At 40.2% G+C, this 18,098-nt stretch carries 20 protein-coding genes; 13 read left to right on the top strand and 7 right to left on the bottom strand.

Annotated elements, in window-relative coordinates:
• Window positions 1-51: 51 nt before the first annotated feature.
• The 4 genes from K5Q58_RS01385 to K5Q58_RS01400 all read right to left on the bottom strand — a co-directional run bounded on the left by K5Q58_RS01385 (window position 52) and on the right by K5Q58_RS01400 (window position 3,979).
• Window positions 52-285 carry a hypothetical protein gene (locus K5Q58_RS01385; RefSeq protein WP_220751816.1) on the bottom strand — a complete coding sequence of 78 codons (234 nt, stop codon included), beginning with the start codon at window positions 283-285 and terminating at the stop codon, window positions 52-54.
• Between the two features lie 45 nt (window positions 286-330).
• Window positions 331-1,590: an efflux RND transporter periplasmic adaptor subunit gene (locus K5Q58_RS01390; RefSeq protein ID WP_220751818.1), complete on the bottom strand. Its 1,260-nt coding sequence runs from the start codon at window positions 1,588-1,590 to the stop codon at window positions 331-333.
• A 336-nt stretch (window positions 1,591-1,926) separates the two neighbouring features.
• The gene (locus tag K5Q58_RS01395) at window positions 1,927-2,739 is read right to left on the bottom strand and encodes a cobalamin-binding protein (protein WP_259651200.1); all 813 of its coding nucleotides are present in this window, start codon (window positions 2,737-2,739) and stop codon (window positions 1,927-1,929) included.
• Window positions 2,740-2,941: 202 nt separating this feature from the next.
• Window positions 2,942-3,979: a DUF2235 domain-containing protein gene (locus K5Q58_RS01400; protein ID WP_220751820.1), complete on the bottom strand. Its 1,038-nt coding sequence runs from the start codon at window positions 3,977-3,979 to the stop codon at window positions 2,942-2,944.
• 229 nt (window positions 3,980-4,208) lie between these two features.
• Between K5Q58_RS01400 and K5Q58_RS01405 the strand changes: the two genes are divergently transcribed.
• The 11 genes from K5Q58_RS01405 to K5Q58_RS01455 all read left to right on the top strand — a co-directional run bounded on the left by K5Q58_RS01405 (window position 4,209) and on the right by K5Q58_RS01455 (window position 14,628).
• Window positions 4,209-4,751 (top strand): hydrolase, encoded by a 543-nt coding sequence (locus tag K5Q58_RS01405; protein ID WP_220751822.1) that lies wholly within the window; start codon window positions 4,209-4,211, stop codon window positions 4,749-4,751.
• Between the two features lie 588 nt (window positions 4,752-5,339).
• Window positions 5,340-5,624 carry a DnaJ family molecular chaperone gene (locus tag K5Q58_RS01410; protein ID WP_220751824.1) on the top strand — a complete coding sequence of 95 codons (285 nt, stop codon included), beginning with the start codon at window positions 5,340-5,342 and terminating at the stop codon, window positions 5,622-5,624.
• Between the two features lie 7 nt (window positions 5,625-5,631).
• Window positions 5,632-6,168 carry a hypothetical protein gene (locus K5Q58_RS01415; protein WP_220751826.1) on the top strand — a complete coding sequence of 179 codons (537 nt, stop codon included), beginning with the start codon at window positions 5,632-5,634 and terminating at the stop codon, window positions 6,166-6,168.
• Window positions 6,168-6,926, top strand: coding sequence for a hypothetical protein (locus K5Q58_RS01420; protein ID WP_220751828.1), 759 nt, complete (start codon window positions 6,168-6,170; stop codon window positions 6,924-6,926). Before K5Q58_RS01415 ends, K5Q58_RS01420 begins: the two co-directional genes overlap by 1 nt.
• A gap of 12 nt (window positions 6,927-6,938) precedes the next feature.
• Entirely contained in the window at window positions 6,939-7,838 is a 900-nt protein-coding gene (locus K5Q58_RS01425; RefSeq protein WP_220751830.1) for a hypothetical protein, read from the top strand.
• A 241-nt stretch (window positions 7,839-8,079) separates the two neighbouring features.
• Window positions 8,080-9,387, top strand: a complete 1,308-nt coding sequence (locus tag K5Q58_RS01430; protein WP_220751832.1) for an AarF/ABC1/UbiB kinase family protein — start codon at window positions 8,080-8,082, stop codon at window positions 9,385-9,387.
• A 157-nt stretch (window positions 9,388-9,544) separates the two neighbouring features.
• Window positions 9,545-10,366, top strand: a complete 822-nt coding sequence (gene bla / locus K5Q58_RS01435) for a subclass B1 metallo-beta-lactamase (protein ID WP_220751834.1) — start codon at window positions 9,545-9,547, stop codon at window positions 10,364-10,366.
• A gap of 121 nt (window positions 10,367-10,487) precedes the next feature.
• Window positions 10,488-10,868, top strand: a complete 381-nt coding sequence (locus K5Q58_RS01440; RefSeq protein WP_220751835.1) for a VOC family protein — start codon at window positions 10,488-10,490, stop codon at window positions 10,866-10,868.
• 248 nt (window positions 10,869-11,116) lie between these two features.
• Complete coding sequence (locus tag K5Q58_RS01445) at window positions 11,117-12,823, top strand: RluA family pseudouridine synthase (RefSeq protein WP_220751837.1); 1,707 nt, start codon at window positions 11,117-11,119, stop codon at window positions 12,821-12,823.
• Between the two features lie 262 nt (window positions 12,824-13,085).
• Window positions 13,086-13,505 carry a GYF domain-containing protein gene (locus K5Q58_RS01450; protein ID WP_220751840.1) on the top strand — a complete coding sequence of 140 codons (420 nt, stop codon included), beginning with the start codon at window positions 13,086-13,088 and terminating at the stop codon, window positions 13,503-13,505.
• A gap of 82 nt (window positions 13,506-13,587) precedes the next feature.
• Window positions 13,588-14,628 (top strand): DUF4339 domain-containing protein, encoded by a 1,041-nt coding sequence (locus K5Q58_RS01455; protein ID WP_220751842.1) that lies wholly within the window; start codon window positions 13,588-13,590, stop codon window positions 14,626-14,628.
• Between the two features lie 198 nt (window positions 14,629-14,826).
• On the opposite strand, the gene K5Q58_RS01460 is transcribed toward K5Q58_RS01455, so the two are convergent.
• The 3 genes from K5Q58_RS01460 to K5Q58_RS01470 all read right to left on the bottom strand — a co-directional run bounded on the left by K5Q58_RS01460 (window position 14,827) and on the right by K5Q58_RS01470 (window position 16,160).
• Window positions 14,827-15,108 (bottom strand): hypothetical protein, encoded by a 282-nt coding sequence (locus tag K5Q58_RS01460; protein WP_220751844.1) that lies wholly within the window; start codon window positions 15,106-15,108, stop codon window positions 14,827-14,829.
• Between the two features lie 180 nt (window positions 15,109-15,288).
• Window positions 15,289-15,756: a Cys-tRNA(Pro) deacylase gene (gene ybaK, locus K5Q58_RS01465; protein ID WP_220751846.1), complete on the bottom strand. Its 468-nt coding sequence runs from the start codon at window positions 15,754-15,756 to the stop codon at window positions 15,289-15,291.
• A gap of 17 nt (window positions 15,757-15,773) precedes the next feature.
• On the bottom strand, window positions 15,774-16,160 hold the full coding sequence (locus K5Q58_RS01470; protein ID WP_220751848.1) for a VOC family protein: 387 nt from the start codon (window positions 16,158-16,160) through the stop codon (window positions 15,774-15,776).
• Between the two features lie 173 nt (window positions 16,161-16,333).
• On the opposite strand from K5Q58_RS01470, the gene K5Q58_RS01475 reads away from it, so the two are divergent.
• Window positions 16,334-17,395, top strand: coding sequence for a DUF3137 domain-containing protein (locus K5Q58_RS01475; protein ID WP_220751850.1), 1,062 nt, complete (start codon window positions 16,334-16,336; stop codon window positions 17,393-17,395).
• An 80-nt stretch (window positions 17,396-17,475) separates the two neighbouring features.
• On the top strand, window positions 17,476-18,045 hold the full coding sequence (locus tag K5Q58_RS01480) for a LemA family protein (RefSeq protein ID WP_220751852.1): 570 nt from the start codon (window positions 17,476-17,478) through the stop codon (window positions 18,043-18,045).
• The last annotated feature ends 53 nt before the right edge of the window (window positions 18,046-18,098 follow it).

Genomic DNA, 18,098 nt, shown 5'->3' on the forward strand with positions numbered 1-18,098 from the left:
GCTCTGTGTTTTGCCAATTTTTGTTTATTCAATTAATCGGTGAATTCGCGCTTAAAAATGCACTATGATTTGCAGTGCAGTGGCAAAATCTAATTCAAATAACACCTGCACCATATCGCTGCTTAATCCATAACTAACCTGATCTGCGAGTTGATCTGTTAGGTCAATAATTTGAAAGCTAAATGACAACCAGTTAAAGCTTTCATCAATTCTGTAACTCACCGCTAGGCTCAATAGCATCAACGCAACAAAGCCTGCCATCGGTTTGGTTTGAGATGATTTCATTTTTGTGTCCTTACTTATTGTCGCAATCCAATCGGTTTAATTTGTTTATCTAATTTGAATTTGTTCATCGTTTTTAAACGCTTCAGTGCCTGAAACCACCCACACATCACCCTCCTTACCTCCATCAACGACTTCGACTTGACTCATACTCCTTGCGCCGAGTGTCACTGGAGTTTTAACAGCTATATCATCGTTCATAACAAATGCTGTTGAACCGCCGCGATTTAAAAAGTCACCGCGTTTTACCATTAATACATTAGGGCGATTTTCGAGTAATACTCGCGCTGATAAACGCTGATTTTGACGAAGCGATAAACTGGTTTCAGCGTTAAAACGCACTCGAGCTGTCACTTCACGGTTTCTTACTTCTGGTGAAATAGAAGATAAATGCCCCATCACTTTAAGACTGCCAAAACTTAACTCAACATCCATGCCTATGCCTAAGTCATCGGCATAAGATTCAGGCACTGCAAGCTCAGCTTCAAAGGCGCTCAAATCCACGACGGTAAGTATTGGCTGACTTGCGCCGATACGGGCTTTTTGTTCAACCAACCAATTACCAATAATCCCTTTTACCGGCGCCTTAATATCTAGCGCAGCAATCTGACGAGCTAACTCGGTCACCACCAATGCTTGTCTGTCGACTTCTAGGGCACGGTTTTTAAGTTCAAACGTTAAGGTATCGCGCATCAATTCCACTTCTTGAATGGCATGTTTGTGCAACAACTTAGCTTTGTGTAAATCGTCTTTACTTTTTTCATAATCGATGCGGCTAATGAGACTATTTTGAATCAATTGATCGCCACGGCGACTTTCTCTATCGGCAGCTTCTAAATCGACCTTGGCCATATCCAGTACTTGGCTCACTCGTAACTGTTCGCGACGGGCATCTAACTTGGCGCGCTCCAAATCACTTTCCATTGCGGCAAATACTGACTGCTCTTGTTGAAAGCTACTGCGTAATTTAGGGCTGTCGATTTGTGCAACGACTTGATCTTGTTCGACCTCATCACCTGGCTGGCTAAGTAACGTCACCACACCTTGTTCAGTGCTGTATAAAATGGGAGCATTGGCTGCCACAATTTTACCTGTTGTCGCGATATCACGTACTAAAGTACCTCGAGTGATTGTGGCTAAACGTAGGTCTTTACCTTCGATGGAGCGAATAGAAGAGTCATGACCAATGCTTGCCCACACTAGCGCACTCATTAACACACAGATTGTGCCAATAATGATGGGCATACGTAGCTTTTGAGAAGCGCCTGCTTTAATGACCGTATCTTGTCCGCTGGTATCTTTAATCATCTCGGTTCCTTGACTCTCACTAGGGGCTTTCTGTTTGCTGGCAGTCCGTTTACAAGCTATCCGCTTACAAATAGTGACCGTTCTAGAAAACCTAGTGTGCTATTTCGATATTGTTCCCGTGATAAAGCACAGGCTATGCCAATAATAACAAAACTTTAAATATCATAAGGATAGGTGCAATTGCATTTATTAGAATATACGAATGTGTCCGCGGACACTGATTTAAAGTGTCCGTAAAAAAGAAAAGTGTCCGAACAATAAAAAAGTGTCCGAGTGGACACTTTGATTGGTTTAGGTGTAAAAATCTGTACGGTGAAGCTGTTTACTCCGAGGCTGCTACTGTGTGGACCTAACTTTATCTAACGACTCACACAAAGTTTGTACGCCTAATATTGCTCTTGGCGAAGCCCTGTGCAGCAAATCAGCATTAAGCTGATAAATATGATTATTCTTAACCGCTGGTAATTCTGGCCATTTCGACCAATCTACGCCAATAACATTACCTTCATCTTGGCTCTGTAATATCACCTCAGCCCCAGTCAGTAAGACATTTTCAACACTGATTTGCGGGTATTCACTTGCTGCATCAATAAACACATTATCACCATGACAAGCGCTGATGATATGTTCAATCCAACTGCCTTTAGAGACCGTCATTAACGGTGTAGACCATAATTGATAAAAGACTTTTACCGCAGATTTTTGCTGATTCTGACTGCGAATATTGGCCAGCTGTTGGCGATAATCGTTCGCGACTTGCTCAGCTTGTTGCTGGCGGCCAGTTAACTCGCCTAATTGCTCAAGCTCTTTGGCCACATCATCTAAACTTTTAGGATCGCTATTGAAAACCTTAAAACCTAACTGAGTTAACTGGCTAATATCTTCCATTTTATTACCACTTTGCCAGACCACAATGAGATCAGGATTTAACTCAATAACTCGCTCCATCTGAATACCATAATAGCCACCAATACTTGGAATAGTTTTAGCTTGCTCAGGAAAGTCTGCATGATCTGTGGTGGCAACAATTGTTTCGCCAGCACCAATGGCATAGAGCATTTCAACGGCATGAGGTGATAACGCAATCACCCTCTTTGCAGGTTTAACATTTGTTGCAACAACATCAGAACTAAATAAAGTGAGTAACAAGGTAAAAGTGAAAGTGAAAGTGAAAGTGAATAAAAAAGAGCGATTAACGGAATGAGTCACTGAAATACCTTTAATAAGTTTGAGTAGCAAGCTAATAGTTATGAGCACGAAATACTTAAAACCGCATCGTGCTCATTCTAGCAATTTTCGCACAGGATTAACGAATAAGTGATTTAACGAGTTAAAGAATTAATTTAAAGCCTTATAAAACTAACTCTGTTGGCCAACCAAACTTATCGACTAAAGCTTGTAGGTTTTTAGGACGATAATTTACGTCATTATCCCAACGCTGTTTAACTGATTGATGAATGAGCATTGGTTCACCCATAGGTGCCATGTCTCTATAAAGCTTACGTTTAACTCGATAGAAATTACGACGAGAATTATGCAGTTTAGCCATAGGCGCCGGTGAAACCTGATTAATTAAATGTGATTCAACTGATAGCTTATAAGCTTGAGCTTCTTCTAGCATCCAGTGTAAGGCATTGTCTGACAGCATTAATCCTTGGTTGTCAGGTTGATAACTGCCACCAATATTACTGTGAGCACCAGCAAACCAAACTTGCTTCATATCCATCGTGTCTCTTGGTCGCCAAATAGTCGGTTCAAAATCCTGTCGATGTTCATCTATCGCTAAAGCATGACGAGCGACTTTGACATTACTGCCAATTTTAGTGTCATAGAACTCATCTTTATCTTCAAATAAACCTAAAAATGAGCTGGGGATCCCCATCGCACCAACGGTATCCCACACGCCAACAAATTCAATCTCCCGTGATGGGTGTGAATGCTGTTGCCTAAAGAGCAGTGACTTCTCACCTTCAGGTGCATAAGCTTTCGCTTGGGTTTTATAATGTTCAAAGGCTTGTTGAATAAGCTTGGCGTCAGGGCGTTTTACTATGCCGCAATTGTTTATCAAGCCGCAAAGGCTGCGCATGGTGTATGAGCCACGGCTAAAGCCAAACAAGTAAATCTCATCACCTGCTTGGTAGTTCTGCACAATGTAGCGATAACCATCAAGAATGTTTTTATGCAGCCCTCTTCCTGTCGCTCCACCAATGAGGTTGTCGTAGTAAGAGCCAACTCCCCAGTCATAAAAAACTTGTTGAGGTTTACCATCCTGCGCAACAGGACTAATGGCTCTGGCAAGCCTAAGTACATTGGTCGCCTGATCTTGATTAATGTCTTCTTCAGGGCGATTCCAAGTACCATCAGCACAAATAACAATCCGTTTATTCATCACTCTTCCTTGTTCGCTTATGATTTGAATCAAATTAGGCCATTGCACGGGGTAATGTTACTGCATCACTTTTCTAAAGAAGAAAGTTACAACGCCTTATTTAAGTAGACACTATTGACACAATTAACGTGTGATAAATCATACCTTGTTCGACTTTTAGACAATAGTCATTCCTGCAAAAGTATCGTTTACTCATTAACGACTTACTTCTAGCAGTAAAGGAATCCCTATGTTAACGACTCAACAGTCAGTTTTGGTGATCATTGACGTCCAAGGTAAGCTTGCCCAAGTGATGCAGCAATCGCCCGAATTACATAAACAACTCGGCATTTTAATCCAAGGGGCGCAATTGTTTGATATACCTATTTTATGGGTTGAACAACTGCCCGATAAACTCGGCGGAACCAGTGAGGAATTAGCAGCTCTACTCAGTAAAACCACACAGGTTATTCCCAAGTCATATTTTAGTGCTTGGCAAAACTCTGAATTCCAACAACAACTAGCTAGACTCAATCGTACTGATATTATCCTTGCGGGCATTGAAACCCATGTTTGCGTCTATCAAACTTGCCAAGACTTACTGGCTAATCGTTATAACGTTCACTTAGTTGCCGACGCTGTATCGTCACGCACCAGCGAAAATAAGCAGCTAGGGATCCAAATGATGACTCAATTAGGCGCGAAGGTAACCAACACTGAATCTTGTTTGTTCGAGCTTCAACATCAAGCCAGTGGGGAACGCTTCAAGTCTCTTCTAAAGTTAATAAAGTAATTAATTTAATAGCTTAACTTACCATGACAAATGTCATCGACTCTAATGACAATATTCACTTACCGCAAAAAGGCAAGTTTAATAGACTTATTCCATCGACATAACACATCGGTTTGAAAACTTTCATCATTACAGTAAATTAAAGGAGCACGTCATGGGATGGGAACATATTGCAATATTAAGTCTATGTATTGGAGCTATTAATCAGGTGGTGCCAGTAATTTTAGCCTTAATCGAGAAAGAAAAAAGCTAACATCAGAGCAAATTATACGGAGTTACTCTCCTATTTTTTACTAAGAACACTTTATTAACTAAGACACATTTTTTAACTTAGAGCGCCTCGGGTGCTCTTTTTTATTTTTAGTGAAAAAATGAGCTTTAATAAAGCAAGTGTCAGCCAAAGTGGACAATCAGAATATTAAATTTGTATTATTTTTATTCAATTTGAACATCTGAATTTTGTAATAAGCTAAACTAGTTGATAGTTTTATGGAAATGATTGTATTTCTGTTATTATTTACAACCAAATAATCATAATTTAATGGATTAGCAGCAGTCTATCCAAGTTCATATACCATAGGTAAAAATATGATTAACCACTTCACTGTCCTCGGTGTTAAAGCCAGTGCCAAAGAAGACGAAATAAAAAAAGCCTATAAACGTTTATCAAATAAGTTTCACCCCGATAAACTGATTAATGCTTCAGAAGAAGAAAAACATCTCGCAGCACAGCAGTTGCAACGCGTTAAAGATGCCTACGATGTTTTGTCTGATAAAAAGTTAAGAACTGCGTTTATTAAAGATTTTAATAATGTCATCGTAACCAATCCTACAGCGGCTATGACCGAACTGTGGGATCAATTTTATTCTTGAGAAACCCATGAGCAAACCACTTAATATCTCACGTATTAATGAGTTAAAAAATAATGCCTATGACAATATCGAGTCGTATAACGATCCCGATAGCCCAGAAGCATTAGCCAAATTCACTGACTCAATGAAAGCGATTTTGTTAGCCGATCCTTCGATGTTGGCAGCTGTGCCTGAATATTTGCCAGTGGCACTATTCAATCGAGTTCGCTTTTCAGATGCCGCTAAAACCAAGTGGGCGACATGGATTGATACTGCGACCTTGCCGTCGTGGGATGAGTTTAAAGTTACGATTCAATTTAATAATGATGATGTTCCTTTAGTACTTGCAGTACGTAAGTACTCTGAAGAATTACTCATCGAAAGCTGTGCGGTCGTTTACTTGCTTAACACTCAAGATAACGTGGTGGCGCCAAGTAAATCTTTTAGTGCCAATGAAGCAAGTGACACTAATGATGACGGCTATGATCCCTACAATGATGATGGGGACTATGATGACAGCGATGAAGAAGGTTATTACGACCAATATGATGACGAGGAGCGATAATGAACAATCTTATTGAACTCACCGCAGCAGAGATAAAAGATCTAGCTGATGTAGAGCCGCAACAAGCCAGTAAGCGCTTCGAAATTATTGCTAATACTATGTCAGACGATCAACTTGTTGATGTCATTGAACATATGGATATTGTGACCCTGACGCAAATTAACAGTCATCACGATATTTCGTGTCCATCAATCATGTCAGAACTGATGTCTCCTGAGCAAATTCGTGACATCGTCTGTCAGCAACCTCTGTATTGGGAAGAGCAAATCAAAACCAATGCAGATGAGTTAATGCATCATACTTTTGAGTTCCTAACTTACCTTATTCGTATTCAAGGAACCGAAGAAAAGCAGGCTGCTATTTTAGAGTGTATCGCAGAAGATCCTGCGGGCTTATTCTACCTATCAATTCCGTTTATTGAACTCATTCTAGCCCCTTCAGGTGAGCAAGATGGCAATACCATCTATGAAAGTTTCGATGACGAAGATGACGGTGAAACTGTGGGTTATAGTAACTGGCAAGCCGATGAAGAAGCTCACAGCTTAGCCATTGACGACCCACGCAGTTTATACGCTTTGGTTAAACAGCTAACCCCTGATGTCGCTTCTTCAATTAAAAACTTGCTGCGTAATGAAAGTTCTGGCTGGGAGCAAATCATTGGTAAATTCGTTAACGAGCTTGTACTGCAAGCTAAAGAGAAAAACGAAGTGGCTGATGAATACGCTGAAGTCGATGACATGTTTACTTTTCTTGATTAAGGAATCGACTTAATGCAATTAGCATTACGTGATAATAACCAAGGTCCATATTTTAGCCGTGTACTTGAATATGGACGCACAGAAGCACTATTAACCGACGAACATGTCGCTCAGATAAAATCCAAAGCGATTTTAATGAGTTTAAAGTTAGCAGATAAGTTTTATAACAAACACAAAATGCATTTGCTTGAGCATGCTGCTCACGATGTTATTGGCGTTGTGAGTTTAGGGCTGGTTGCACTTACCGGTGAGGAGCCCGCTGGCTCTGTTGCTTTATTGCAAACTCCAGATGGTGTGCTTAAGTGTTTCCAGAAAGGCTGGAACATGTTGACCATTGTCAGCAAGCATATGCACGGCAATGAAAACTCGCTATATGGTGATATTAACCAGCTACTGTTAGAAAAAATATCAACACCACCCGATAGTGAAATTTGGCTAGGTTGGCAAGATTATCAAACAGCACTGAAAGATCACCACAATCAAGAAGCCACTAAAGTTTTACTTGAAACTTTTTACGCTAAAGTCGAACTAGACCCATTATTTAGTCTTGGGCTTGAAAGCGTATTAGCAGAGGCGGTGTTGTATCGCATCATGTTTGACGACGCTAGAGTGCGTGAAGACATGAAAAAGCGCTTACGCAAGATTGAGCTAGATGAAAAGTGGTTCAGCATTGATGCTATTACCATTCATACTGAACGCGCATTGAGCCATTTGCCAGCAACACTTGCTGACACCATTCGTGAAGATTTAGGTAAGCATTTTTATCAAGAGTTATTGCGTACTCTCAAGTTTGCCAAAAAGTATCGCGAACTGGCTCTTGATGATGCGAGCCCTGAAAAGCTTGAACGTTATGAGCAAAAACATGGTCTGCAAAGTGTATTGTTAGGTTGGCAGGATACAATTGAATTCTAGCCTCAAGCAGAACTCAATAATGACTAAGGGCAACAAAGGCTGACTTTGCTGCCTTTTTTTATGCCTATAGACCTATCACTCTACACTAGGCTACCTCTGCAGATATATTTATTATGCTCAATTAACTGATTGATCTAAATTTGATTAAACACGTATTCTTAATAGACCGTATTATTGAAGCAGATTGATGGCAAATTATCCTTCAGCAGTACCTGACTCCTTCATTAAATGAGTTTTCACTATGACTAAAGACGTTGCCAAAGTTCCAAGTAGTCGCTTATCAAGGCTGAGTAAAATCGGTGGCCTCGCCTCTCGTTTAGCTGGCAATGTACTGGTCGAAGGTGCTAAACAGCTGAGTAAAGGTCAATCACCTAAACTTCAAGAGTTAGTGCTTACTCCTAGAAATATCTCCCAAGTAGCTGAAAAGCTCGCCCAGCTTCGCGGTGCTGCAATGAAAGTTGGCCAAATGATATCAATGGATACAGGGGATTTATTGCCCGCAGAGTTAAGTGAAATCATGGCAAGATTACGTGATGACGCTAAAGCCATGCCTCACAAACAATTGGTCGAGATACTCAAGCAACAATGGGGTAACGACTGGCTAATGCCTTTTGCGCAGTTTGAGCTACGTCCTTTTGCCGCTGCATCCATTGGTCAAGTGCATTTAGCCTATTTAGGTTCTGGTGAAAAGCTTGCAGTAAAAATCCAATACCCTGGCATTAAAGACAGCATTAATAGCGATATCGATAACGTCGCTACATTATTAAAAGTGGCTCAGCTAGTACCTGATCATGTCCAGTTTGATAAGTTACTCACCGAGGCAAAAGCGCAGCTTCACCATGAAGCCGATTATGAGTATGAAGCAAATCTTTTAAAGCAATACCAACAATGGGTCGCTGGCGATGAAAGGTTTATCGTACCTAAAGTATATGAATCTCTTAGCACCGACAGTATTTTAGTCATGGAGTTTATTGAAGGTGAAGCCATTGAAAATGTTGCTCGTCTCGACCAACAAACCCGAGACAATATTGCCACTAACTTACTAGCACTGTTTCTTGATGAACTTTTCGAATTTAAATTAGTACAAACCGATCCGAACTTTGCCAATTTTATGTATCAAGCCAACAGTGGCAAAATTGTATTATTGGACTTCGGTGCAACTCGTCAAATTTCCGAACCACTCTCTGCTGGATACAGAAAGCTCATGCAAGGTGCAATGACCAACGATAAAGCCTTGATGACTCAAGCCGCATCAGAAATTGGCTTCTTTCAAAAAGACATCACCATTGAACAGCAGCAGTTAATTGTCGATATTTTCTATCAAGCATGTGAACCGCTTCGAAGTGAAGCTGAATACGATTTTGCCAGCAGTAACCTCGCTAAGCGTATCACCGATTCTGCTAAATCAATGAGTACTAAACCAGACGAATGGCATACTCCACCAACCGATGCAATTTTTGTACATCGAAAATTGGCGGGGATATACCTACTAGCCTCGCGTATTAAAGCCAAGGTCGATGTTAAAAAACTTTTTTTAAGCCACCAATAAAGGCCAACCTTTGCTATATCAACAAATATTAATCTGTACGAATATCGGTAATTGTTCATATCGGGCTAAGTTGTGGCAGTATAGAATTTCAATTAAGTAATCTAACCCAAATACTAATGCGCATCTTCGGCAGTGGTTAATCTTTCGAGACTCTAAAATGTTTACATTTTTCAATATTAAGCCCACTCAGTTATTAGCTACGTTAGTGTGTATTAGTATCGTAACAGTTGCATCTTTAATGCCTGCTCAAGCAGCTACGGATTCAAGTTCAGATTCAAAGTTAATCCAAACACAGGAACAGCCAGTTAAAGGAGAATTAACCATTACTCCATTATCTAAGAGCTTGTTTGTGCACGAATCATTTATGCAAACTCAGCAATATGGCTTTGTTGGCTCTAACGGTCTCATTTTAGTCGATGGCAAAAGTGCATACTTAGTTGATACCCCATGGAGTGAGACTGACACGATAAAACTCGTTAAATGGATATCAAGTCAAGGCTATAAACTCGTTGCAAGCGTATCGACCCACTCCCATGATGATCGCACTGCAGGTGTCGATTATTTAAACCGCATTGGTGTCGCGACTTACGCATCAGACCATACCAATAAATTACTGCAACAAGCAGGTAAACCTACCACAAGTCATAGCTTTAAAGAGGGCCAATTTGATTTTGTTGAATCGAAAATTGAAGTCCATTTTGTCGGTGCAGGCCACACAATAGATAACCTTGTAGTCTGGTTTCCGCAATCAAAATTGCTTTATGGTGGCTGCTTAGTTAAAAGCTTAGGGAGTAAAAGCCTAGGTTATTACGGTGAAGCAGATTTAAATGCTTGGCCTCAATCAATCGCTAATCTACAAAGCCAATTCGCTCAAAGTAATCAAGTGCTTCCGGGCCATGGAAGCATGGGCGATAAGCAGTTATTGACTCATACCATTTCACTGCTAAAGCAGCATGCATTAACAAGCGCAGAAAAATAAATGTAATAAAAACCTATCAATCGCTGTCTACCTACAGCGAAATATCAACTTAACGGATCACATACCTATCTGAATAAACGCTAAATGATTCAGATATAAATACACTCAAGGAGAGTTAGCTATGTTCAGCCATATTATGATTGGTGCAAATGACATCGATACATCAAAAACCTTTTACGATGCCACCTTAGCCACTTTAGGTCATGCCCCTGGTAATATTGACCCTAAAGGCCGCTGCTTCTACGTTACAGACACTGGTGTGTTTGCATTAACAAAACCGATAAATGGCGAAGAATCAAGTCATGGTAACGGCACTACCGTAGGTTTTGCAGCATCAAGTGAAGAGCAAGCTTTGGCTTGGCATGCTGCTGGACTTGCTAATGGTGGAGTGACTTGTGAAGAGTTACCTGGTTACCGCGAATCACCAATGGGGCCATTATTTTTAGGCTATTTACGCGACCCTGCTGGTAACAAGATTTGCGTACTTTACCGCCCAAAGTAATCGGCAAATAATGAGTAAGCAGTAAATCAAGCTATTCAAAAAAAGCTGAGTTCGCTCAGCTTTTTTAATTCAAGCACATGGCTTTTATCGGCAATCAAGGTAAACTTAGCCAGCAAATTTTTATGATGTAAGCAAAGTCGACACTAATGAGTTTGCATACTCAAGCGTCACTTGCCGTTACCATTTTAGATTAACGCCAATGTCTATTTTCAGTTCCGATTTCAGCTAAACGTTTAAGGCTTTCCTTCATGTCACAATTCGATCCCCTTTTTAATCAATTCAATGAGTCGATTGCAGACATAAGCTTGCCTGAAAATTTTACTTTCCCATTTTATTATCAGCCTCACCCTTTAGCCGTTATTGCGTCTGAGCAACTGCAACTACATCTGCTGCAACAAACGGACTGGCATCATAACTTTGGATTAGAAGACAAAACTAACCCTTGCCAGCAAGCACAGCTGCTTAAACCCATAGGTAAAATGTTTGGGGTATTGGTGGTAAAAAATTTACAGGGCGAATTAGGTTACTTAGCAGCTTTCTCTGGCAAAATTGCCGAGCAAAACATCCTGCCACACTTTGTACCGCCAGTATTTGACATGCTCAGTAAAGACAGCTTCTTTAAATCAGAATACGAGCAAATAAATCAGTTAAGTCATCAACTTAAAAAACTAGAATCAGACCCTAGACTCACTGAATTCGAGCAAGATTTGAATGCGGTTACACAAGCTGCCGAACAAGCTATTGCCCTGCATCGTCAGCAGATGATTGAAAACAGAAAAAGCCGTAAAGCCAAACGTAATAACTTAGCGGGTTTATCAGAGGCTGAGCAAAAATCTATCTCTATTGAGATGAGCAGACAGAGCGTAGAAGACAAGCACCAATTAAACGCATTAAAACGAGACTGGGATGCTCAGATTAAGCAATCTAAGCAGCAACTTGACAGTATTGCCGACCAAATAGATGAAGTTAAACAAGCCAGAAAACAGCTTTCTAATGCGCTGCAACAAAAGCTATTTGCCCAGTACAATTTTTTAAACATCAAAGGTGAATCTCGAGATCTTAGTGATATTTTCCATGATGCTCCTAACCATCAACCTCCTGCAGCAGCAGGCGAATGTGCAGCACCTAAGTTACTTCAGTACGCATTTAAAAATCGGTTAACTCCAGTGGTCATGGCTGAATTTTGGTGGGGCGAGTCGCCAAAATCTGAGATAAAGCAGCATCAAAATTACTACCCTGCTTGTCATGGTAAATGCCGCCCTATTTTAGGCCATATGCTTGATGGGATGAAGGTAGACGAAAACCCCTTACTGACTAATCCAGCAGAAGGTGTCGAGCTGCCTATTATTTATCAAGACGATTACATCGTTATCATTAATAAACCTGCAGAATTTTTATCAGTGCCAGGGAAAAACATAACCGACTCGGTATTTAGCCGTATGAAGCAAAAATTCCCTAATGCGACAGGACCGTTAATCGTACATAGATTAGATATGTCGACATCAGGACTAATGGTAATCGCACTTTCAAAAGAGGTGAATAAACATCTAGTACAGCAGTTTATCAATCGAACTGTTACCAAGCGTTATATTGCCAAAATAGACGGTGAACTGAGTACTGAAAGTGGCACTATCAGCTTACCTCTTAGGGTAGATCTAGATGACAGACCCAAACAGCTTGTATGCTATGAATATGGAAAGCATGCAGAGACTTTTTGGCAGAAAGTTGCGGTAAAAAATGGCAACACTTTAGTACACCTTTACCCAAAAACAGGACGAACTCATCAATTGAGAGTTCACAGCGCGCATCATGATGGATTACATATGCCAATTTTAGGTGATGATTTGTATGGTAAAACAGAAAAGCGCTTACATTTACACGCACAACTGTTATCACTGCATCACCCTCACACCAACCAGTCTATGACGTTCGAAGTGAATGCTGATTTCGAATAAAACAACCGTTTGAAACGAACATTTAAATAGTCAAAAAAATGGCTAGTCTACTGCCCTGTAAAAACTTGTTAAATTACCTATTTCGAAGTGGATATGTTAATCAATATGGGTTAATGTAACCAGTTCGTATGATATGCGGTTTTATAAACAATAACCCTGCGAGCTGACGTTTTCCTTCGTTGTATTTTTGAAATCACCAAAAGCTGTTGATTGTATTCATAAAAACATTAGCTTACTACACGATTAAGGATAAGAGTGGACTATGAAAGAGTGGTATTTCTCAAATAATGGTGAAATCAGTGGACCTTTAGGCTTAGCTGATTCCAATAAATTTATTGCATCAAATCCTGATGTCTATGCTTGGCACCCGTCTTATGCACAGTGGGTACCAGTAAGTCATGTTGAAGAGTTTGACATCAATGTATCTCCGCCACCGCCTCCTGCGGAGATTCCACAGCAGTTAATCGAACGTTTTACTGCTAAAGAGCGTGAACTCAATTCTGCGTTAGGTCGAATTGATACCACCCTTAAGACGATTAATTCTTCAATGTCAGATATCGGACGAGATTCTAGCCGTTACAAAGTAACGACAAAAGAATTGAACGAAAAAGTTGAAGCGACGCTTCGTAGCGTTAATGAACAATATGCTGCACTACAGAAAACACTTTCAGGTGTAGGTTAATTAAGTTTTACCCGACTTAAAACACTAGATAATCTGAGTGGCATATAACAATTGTTGTTAACTAAATAAAAAGAATACGACTATGAAAAAATGGTATTTTTCGAAAAATGGTCAAGTAACAGGGCCGTTAAACGAAGTTGAAGCAAAAGAATTTCTATTGAAAGATGGCGACTGTTACGGTTGGCACCCTTCATTTACACAATGGAAACCAGTAAGTTGCATTAAAGAGTTCGCTCATATAGTGCCTGCAATGGTTCCGCCAGCGCTGATCCCTCAAGCATTAATTGAAGAATTTGCAGCTAAAGAAAAAGCACTACAAGTCAAAGTCGCTAGCATGGAAGAAAGCGTCTCAACGACTAAAAGTGTGCTGGTTGAGTTTGAACAAGAAATTAATCAATACAAAAAGCTCACCATCAATTTAACTGATGAAGTTAAATCAAACATTGACCCTTTTGAGAGCAAATACAACTCATTCAAAGGCTCATTTGATGAGTTAATTTCGGCATTATCAATTGCGAAAACAGAAGTGAATGAAGTCACAACAGACTTTAATCAACGTGTTGCCAAGCAAGTAGCTGAAAATACTAATAGCATCAGTGCTCCAACTGTTGCTTCAGTAGCTGCACCAGCAGCAAAAGCAGAAAGCGCGAGCATTTCGCCAGATAACGTGTCAGAAATCAGCAACCAGATCCAAAAAGCACTTGCTGAAAGCATGCTTAAATCAGCTGAAGAAGACAGCGCAGTTGCTGAACTAACAGCAACGAAAACAGTCAGCGCGACCAAAAGCCTTGACCCTGTGGCAGTAGCGCCTAAAAAGCCTAAGCCGAAAATTGATAAAATTGAATTCTCTGAAGATATCTCTGAAGACAAGCAAGCTGATGAAACTGGTGTAACAGGTGTTACTAGCATCATCAAGTCCGTCTTCAAGGGGGACACTAAGAGAAATGAAAAAAAGTCCGAAACGCCGGATGATGTAAATCAACTGGCGGCGAGTACCGAAGCAAAAGCTAAAACTGAAAAGTCTGCAGATTCAGCAAATGATGGAACAGCAGAGGAAAGTGAAGAAGAGAAAGAAGGTCGTATGAGACGCCGAAGAAGACGTACTCATTACATTGCCTCTTAATAGATTGGCATTGTATGGCATGACCTCTTAAGACATTCTAATAATCGTACTCGTGCAGAGATCTGTGTTTGAAAGTCAAACTGATGTATAGATTAAATAAAAAGGCTTATCTTGCGATAAGCCTTTTTTTATTCGTTTTAAGCGGGCTTTATTATTTCTGATTTAATCTCTGCAAACACGACAGCTGAGCAGTATCAATTAAACAACGACCACAGACTCTGACTCAGTAACCGTTTTAGCATCTGCTCTATCAATGATTTTAATCAATGCCGTTTGAATTACTTCATCTTGTCTAGCGTCTGCCGTACTTTTAAATACTTCCTGCTGCGCTTCTGCACCTTCTTCAAAGACAAACTCAACCACAACTTGCTGAGCGATATCGGCGCTGTCACCTTGGTAAATAATATTAATTAGCGGGTAGCCTTTAAAACCTGCTTTCACTTTCTTAGCAATTCTCTTCTTTGATTTGTCTAGATTCATTTTCGATTCCTGAGATACAGCTTAATGTGGTTTACATCATTCGGCGCAAGATACTATAAGGCGCTTATTCTATTATTACCAATAAAGGGTCCAAGTATCTTATCGGTTTTGGTTACAATGAGATAGCCCTATGAGATAGCCCTAGGAATTAGCCCTTTGAATTAGTGCTTACAAAAATCGTTATACCGCAACATCTGCAAAACGACCTTGGGTTAGCGAGCAAAGAGCAACTGGCGATAAACCGATATCTAACCCTCTTTTTCCCGCACTAACATACATGGTCATAAATCCTTGAGCGGAGAGATCAATTATTGTCCGTAAACGCTTCTTTTGCCCCAATGGACTCACGCCACCTAAAACATACCCTGTTGTTTTCTCAACTAAAAGCTTATCAGCCATAACTGACTTTTTCGCAAAAGCGGCTTTTGCGATCAGCTTAAGGTTTAGCTTTTTGTTTACAGGTATCACAGCAACCACCAGCTCTTTAGTGTCCAGCATCACCACTAATGTTTTAAAAACTTGTTCAGCAGGTAGACCCAGTTTTGCCACAGCTTCATCACCAAAAGACTCAGCATTCGCATCATGCTCGTAGGCAAGTACTTCATGCTCTATTCTATGCTTTTTAACTAGGTTAATCGCGGGAGTCATTAGTTACTCTTCTTTGTTTAATTTTTCGCTAATTCACGAATAGCATCATAATCAAAGCTGGTGATTTCAAAAGGATTACCATCGGGATCGCAAAAGTAGATCGACCAAGTAATTTCATGGTCACTCACGGTAAAGCTCACCCTGTGGTCAGTTAATTTTTGTTGCCATAAAAAGAAATTAGTCGCATCAACACCAAACGCCACTGTCGTTCTTTTGTCGGCCTGAGATTCAAATAATGCGAGATGCAAATGTTGATGAGCAAGCACTAATGGGCCATTACCTACAGCCCAAAATGCTAATGTTTCAACAGCATTAAACCCAAGCACTTCTCGATACCAAACCTCAGCAGCTTTCCGGTCTTTTACATAAATATGAATATGATCAAAACACGCTAACGTTGCCATAAAAACCCCTTAATACAGTTCAAATGTTTGAACTGTATTCTTTAGTTGAATACCGTCAAGTATTGCTCGTATCATATTGTATCTCAAATACATTAAAAACAATGCTTTACACTTTTTATTCGCCTTGTAATATATCACTACTCATTGAGGTAAAGATGTAGACAAGGATAAACATGTCTCAAGTTCAATCGCCAGAGCCTGAACTCGTCGCAACCGACAAACCAGCAAATAATAAAGCACTGAGCCAATTTCTCACTCAACTTAAGTCACAAGTGTCTCGTTCAGAGTCAATTGATGTCGTGAAGTCGGCGTTAGATAAAGCCATCGACTACCCAAATCAATTACGGTATAAAAATACTAATTTATATATTGGTATGGCAGCAGCTATATTTGCAGCGATTGGCTACTGGTTCTATCTAGAGCAGCAAGGCCGTTATTATAGATACTCTGATATAGATTTTGGTGTGTTTATCTTCTGTATCATTAGCCTAGTGGTCGCTATATACATATTTGTAGCACGGCGTAAAAAAGTCGATAAAGTATCACGGCTGCTTCGTGATGAAACCCTCAAACACCTTTATAATATGACCGATTGTCAGCAACAGTTTTTAAATAACGCTGAAAATAAATTTGTCGACTTTAAACGTGGTAATTACTCACAAGATCTTGAGTGGGGTAAAGAGATCGACTTTCATTCCGACTTAGGGTTAATTCGTGCCAGCGTGGTGTATCATCATTACGTTGATAGAAGAACCGAAACTTATACAGAGTCAGATGGCAAAGGTGGAACACGCACCCGTACTCGCACGGTATACGACCATTATTACCGCCAGGGAGTCATACTGCCACCGCTGAATAAAACCACCCATCTTGTCATTAGTGAGTCGCGTTTATCAAAACAATGGTCGCAAAGCTTTATGCCTGCATCTAGAGAGTTTGAAAAGAACTTTAGAGTCCAAGCAAACTCACAGTTTGATGCTGCAAAGTTTCTTGAGCCAGCTGTGGTGGTAGCGTGTGAGCAATTGGGTAATAAACTTAAAAACCTCACTATCGAATTTGCCCACGATGGCAGTGTATTGATCAATCAGCATAATACTAATTTATTGAATCCAGCAATGGATCACGACATCACCAATCCTGCTGAGTTTAAAGAAGAGTTACTCAATGACACCTCATTGTTTACCGTAAACAGCATTTTTGGCTTTGTGAACCAAATTATACGCCACACAAATTAAGCTCGCTTTTTAACTATATTCTCTGATAATTACAGATATATTCTCTGATAATTACAGACAGTCACACTCAAGGAAGCACCATGGAAATGTCTTATATTATACTCGCAATCGTTGTCATCGCTGCTATTGCAGGTTTTATGATTTACAACGCCATAGTCAAAGAGCACAACGCCGTTCAGCGTGGTTGGGCTGATGTGTTAACCCAAGAAAGACAGCGCAGTCGAATTATTCCTGAGCTTGATAGAGTGCTTCAAGAGCACAAAGATTATGAGAAAGAGTTGCTGCCTAAAATCACCGCGTTGCGTCAAGGGATTAATGCACTGCAAGACAATAATATTGATACCAAACTGCAAAGTGATGTAGATAGGGCTTCACAGGATTTAATTAAGGGTATTAACGTTGCCGTTGAAGCCTACCCAGAACTTAAAGCCTCTGAGTCTTTTTCTAAGTTTATGAATGAGATCACCGAGCAAGAAGAAAATGTCGGTGCTGCAGTGCGAATTTTTAACCAAAATGTAGCTAACTTTAATTCGTGCATTCAATCTTTCCCGAACAACATCGTCAATTCAATGTTCAACAAGAAGCAAGTGATTGAAGTATTCACTGATAGTAAAGCACAAGCCGCTTTTGAATATACGCCCAAATTCTAATATAAGTTCTAGTACGAATACCTTTAAATAACGAAACGGGGCACTATGCCCCG

The sequence above is a fragment of the Shewanella sp. KT0246 genome, from assembly GCF_019654955.1.
GTDB lineage: Bacteria > Pseudomonadota > Gammaproteobacteria > Enterobacterales > Shewanellaceae > Shewanella > Shewanella goraebulensis.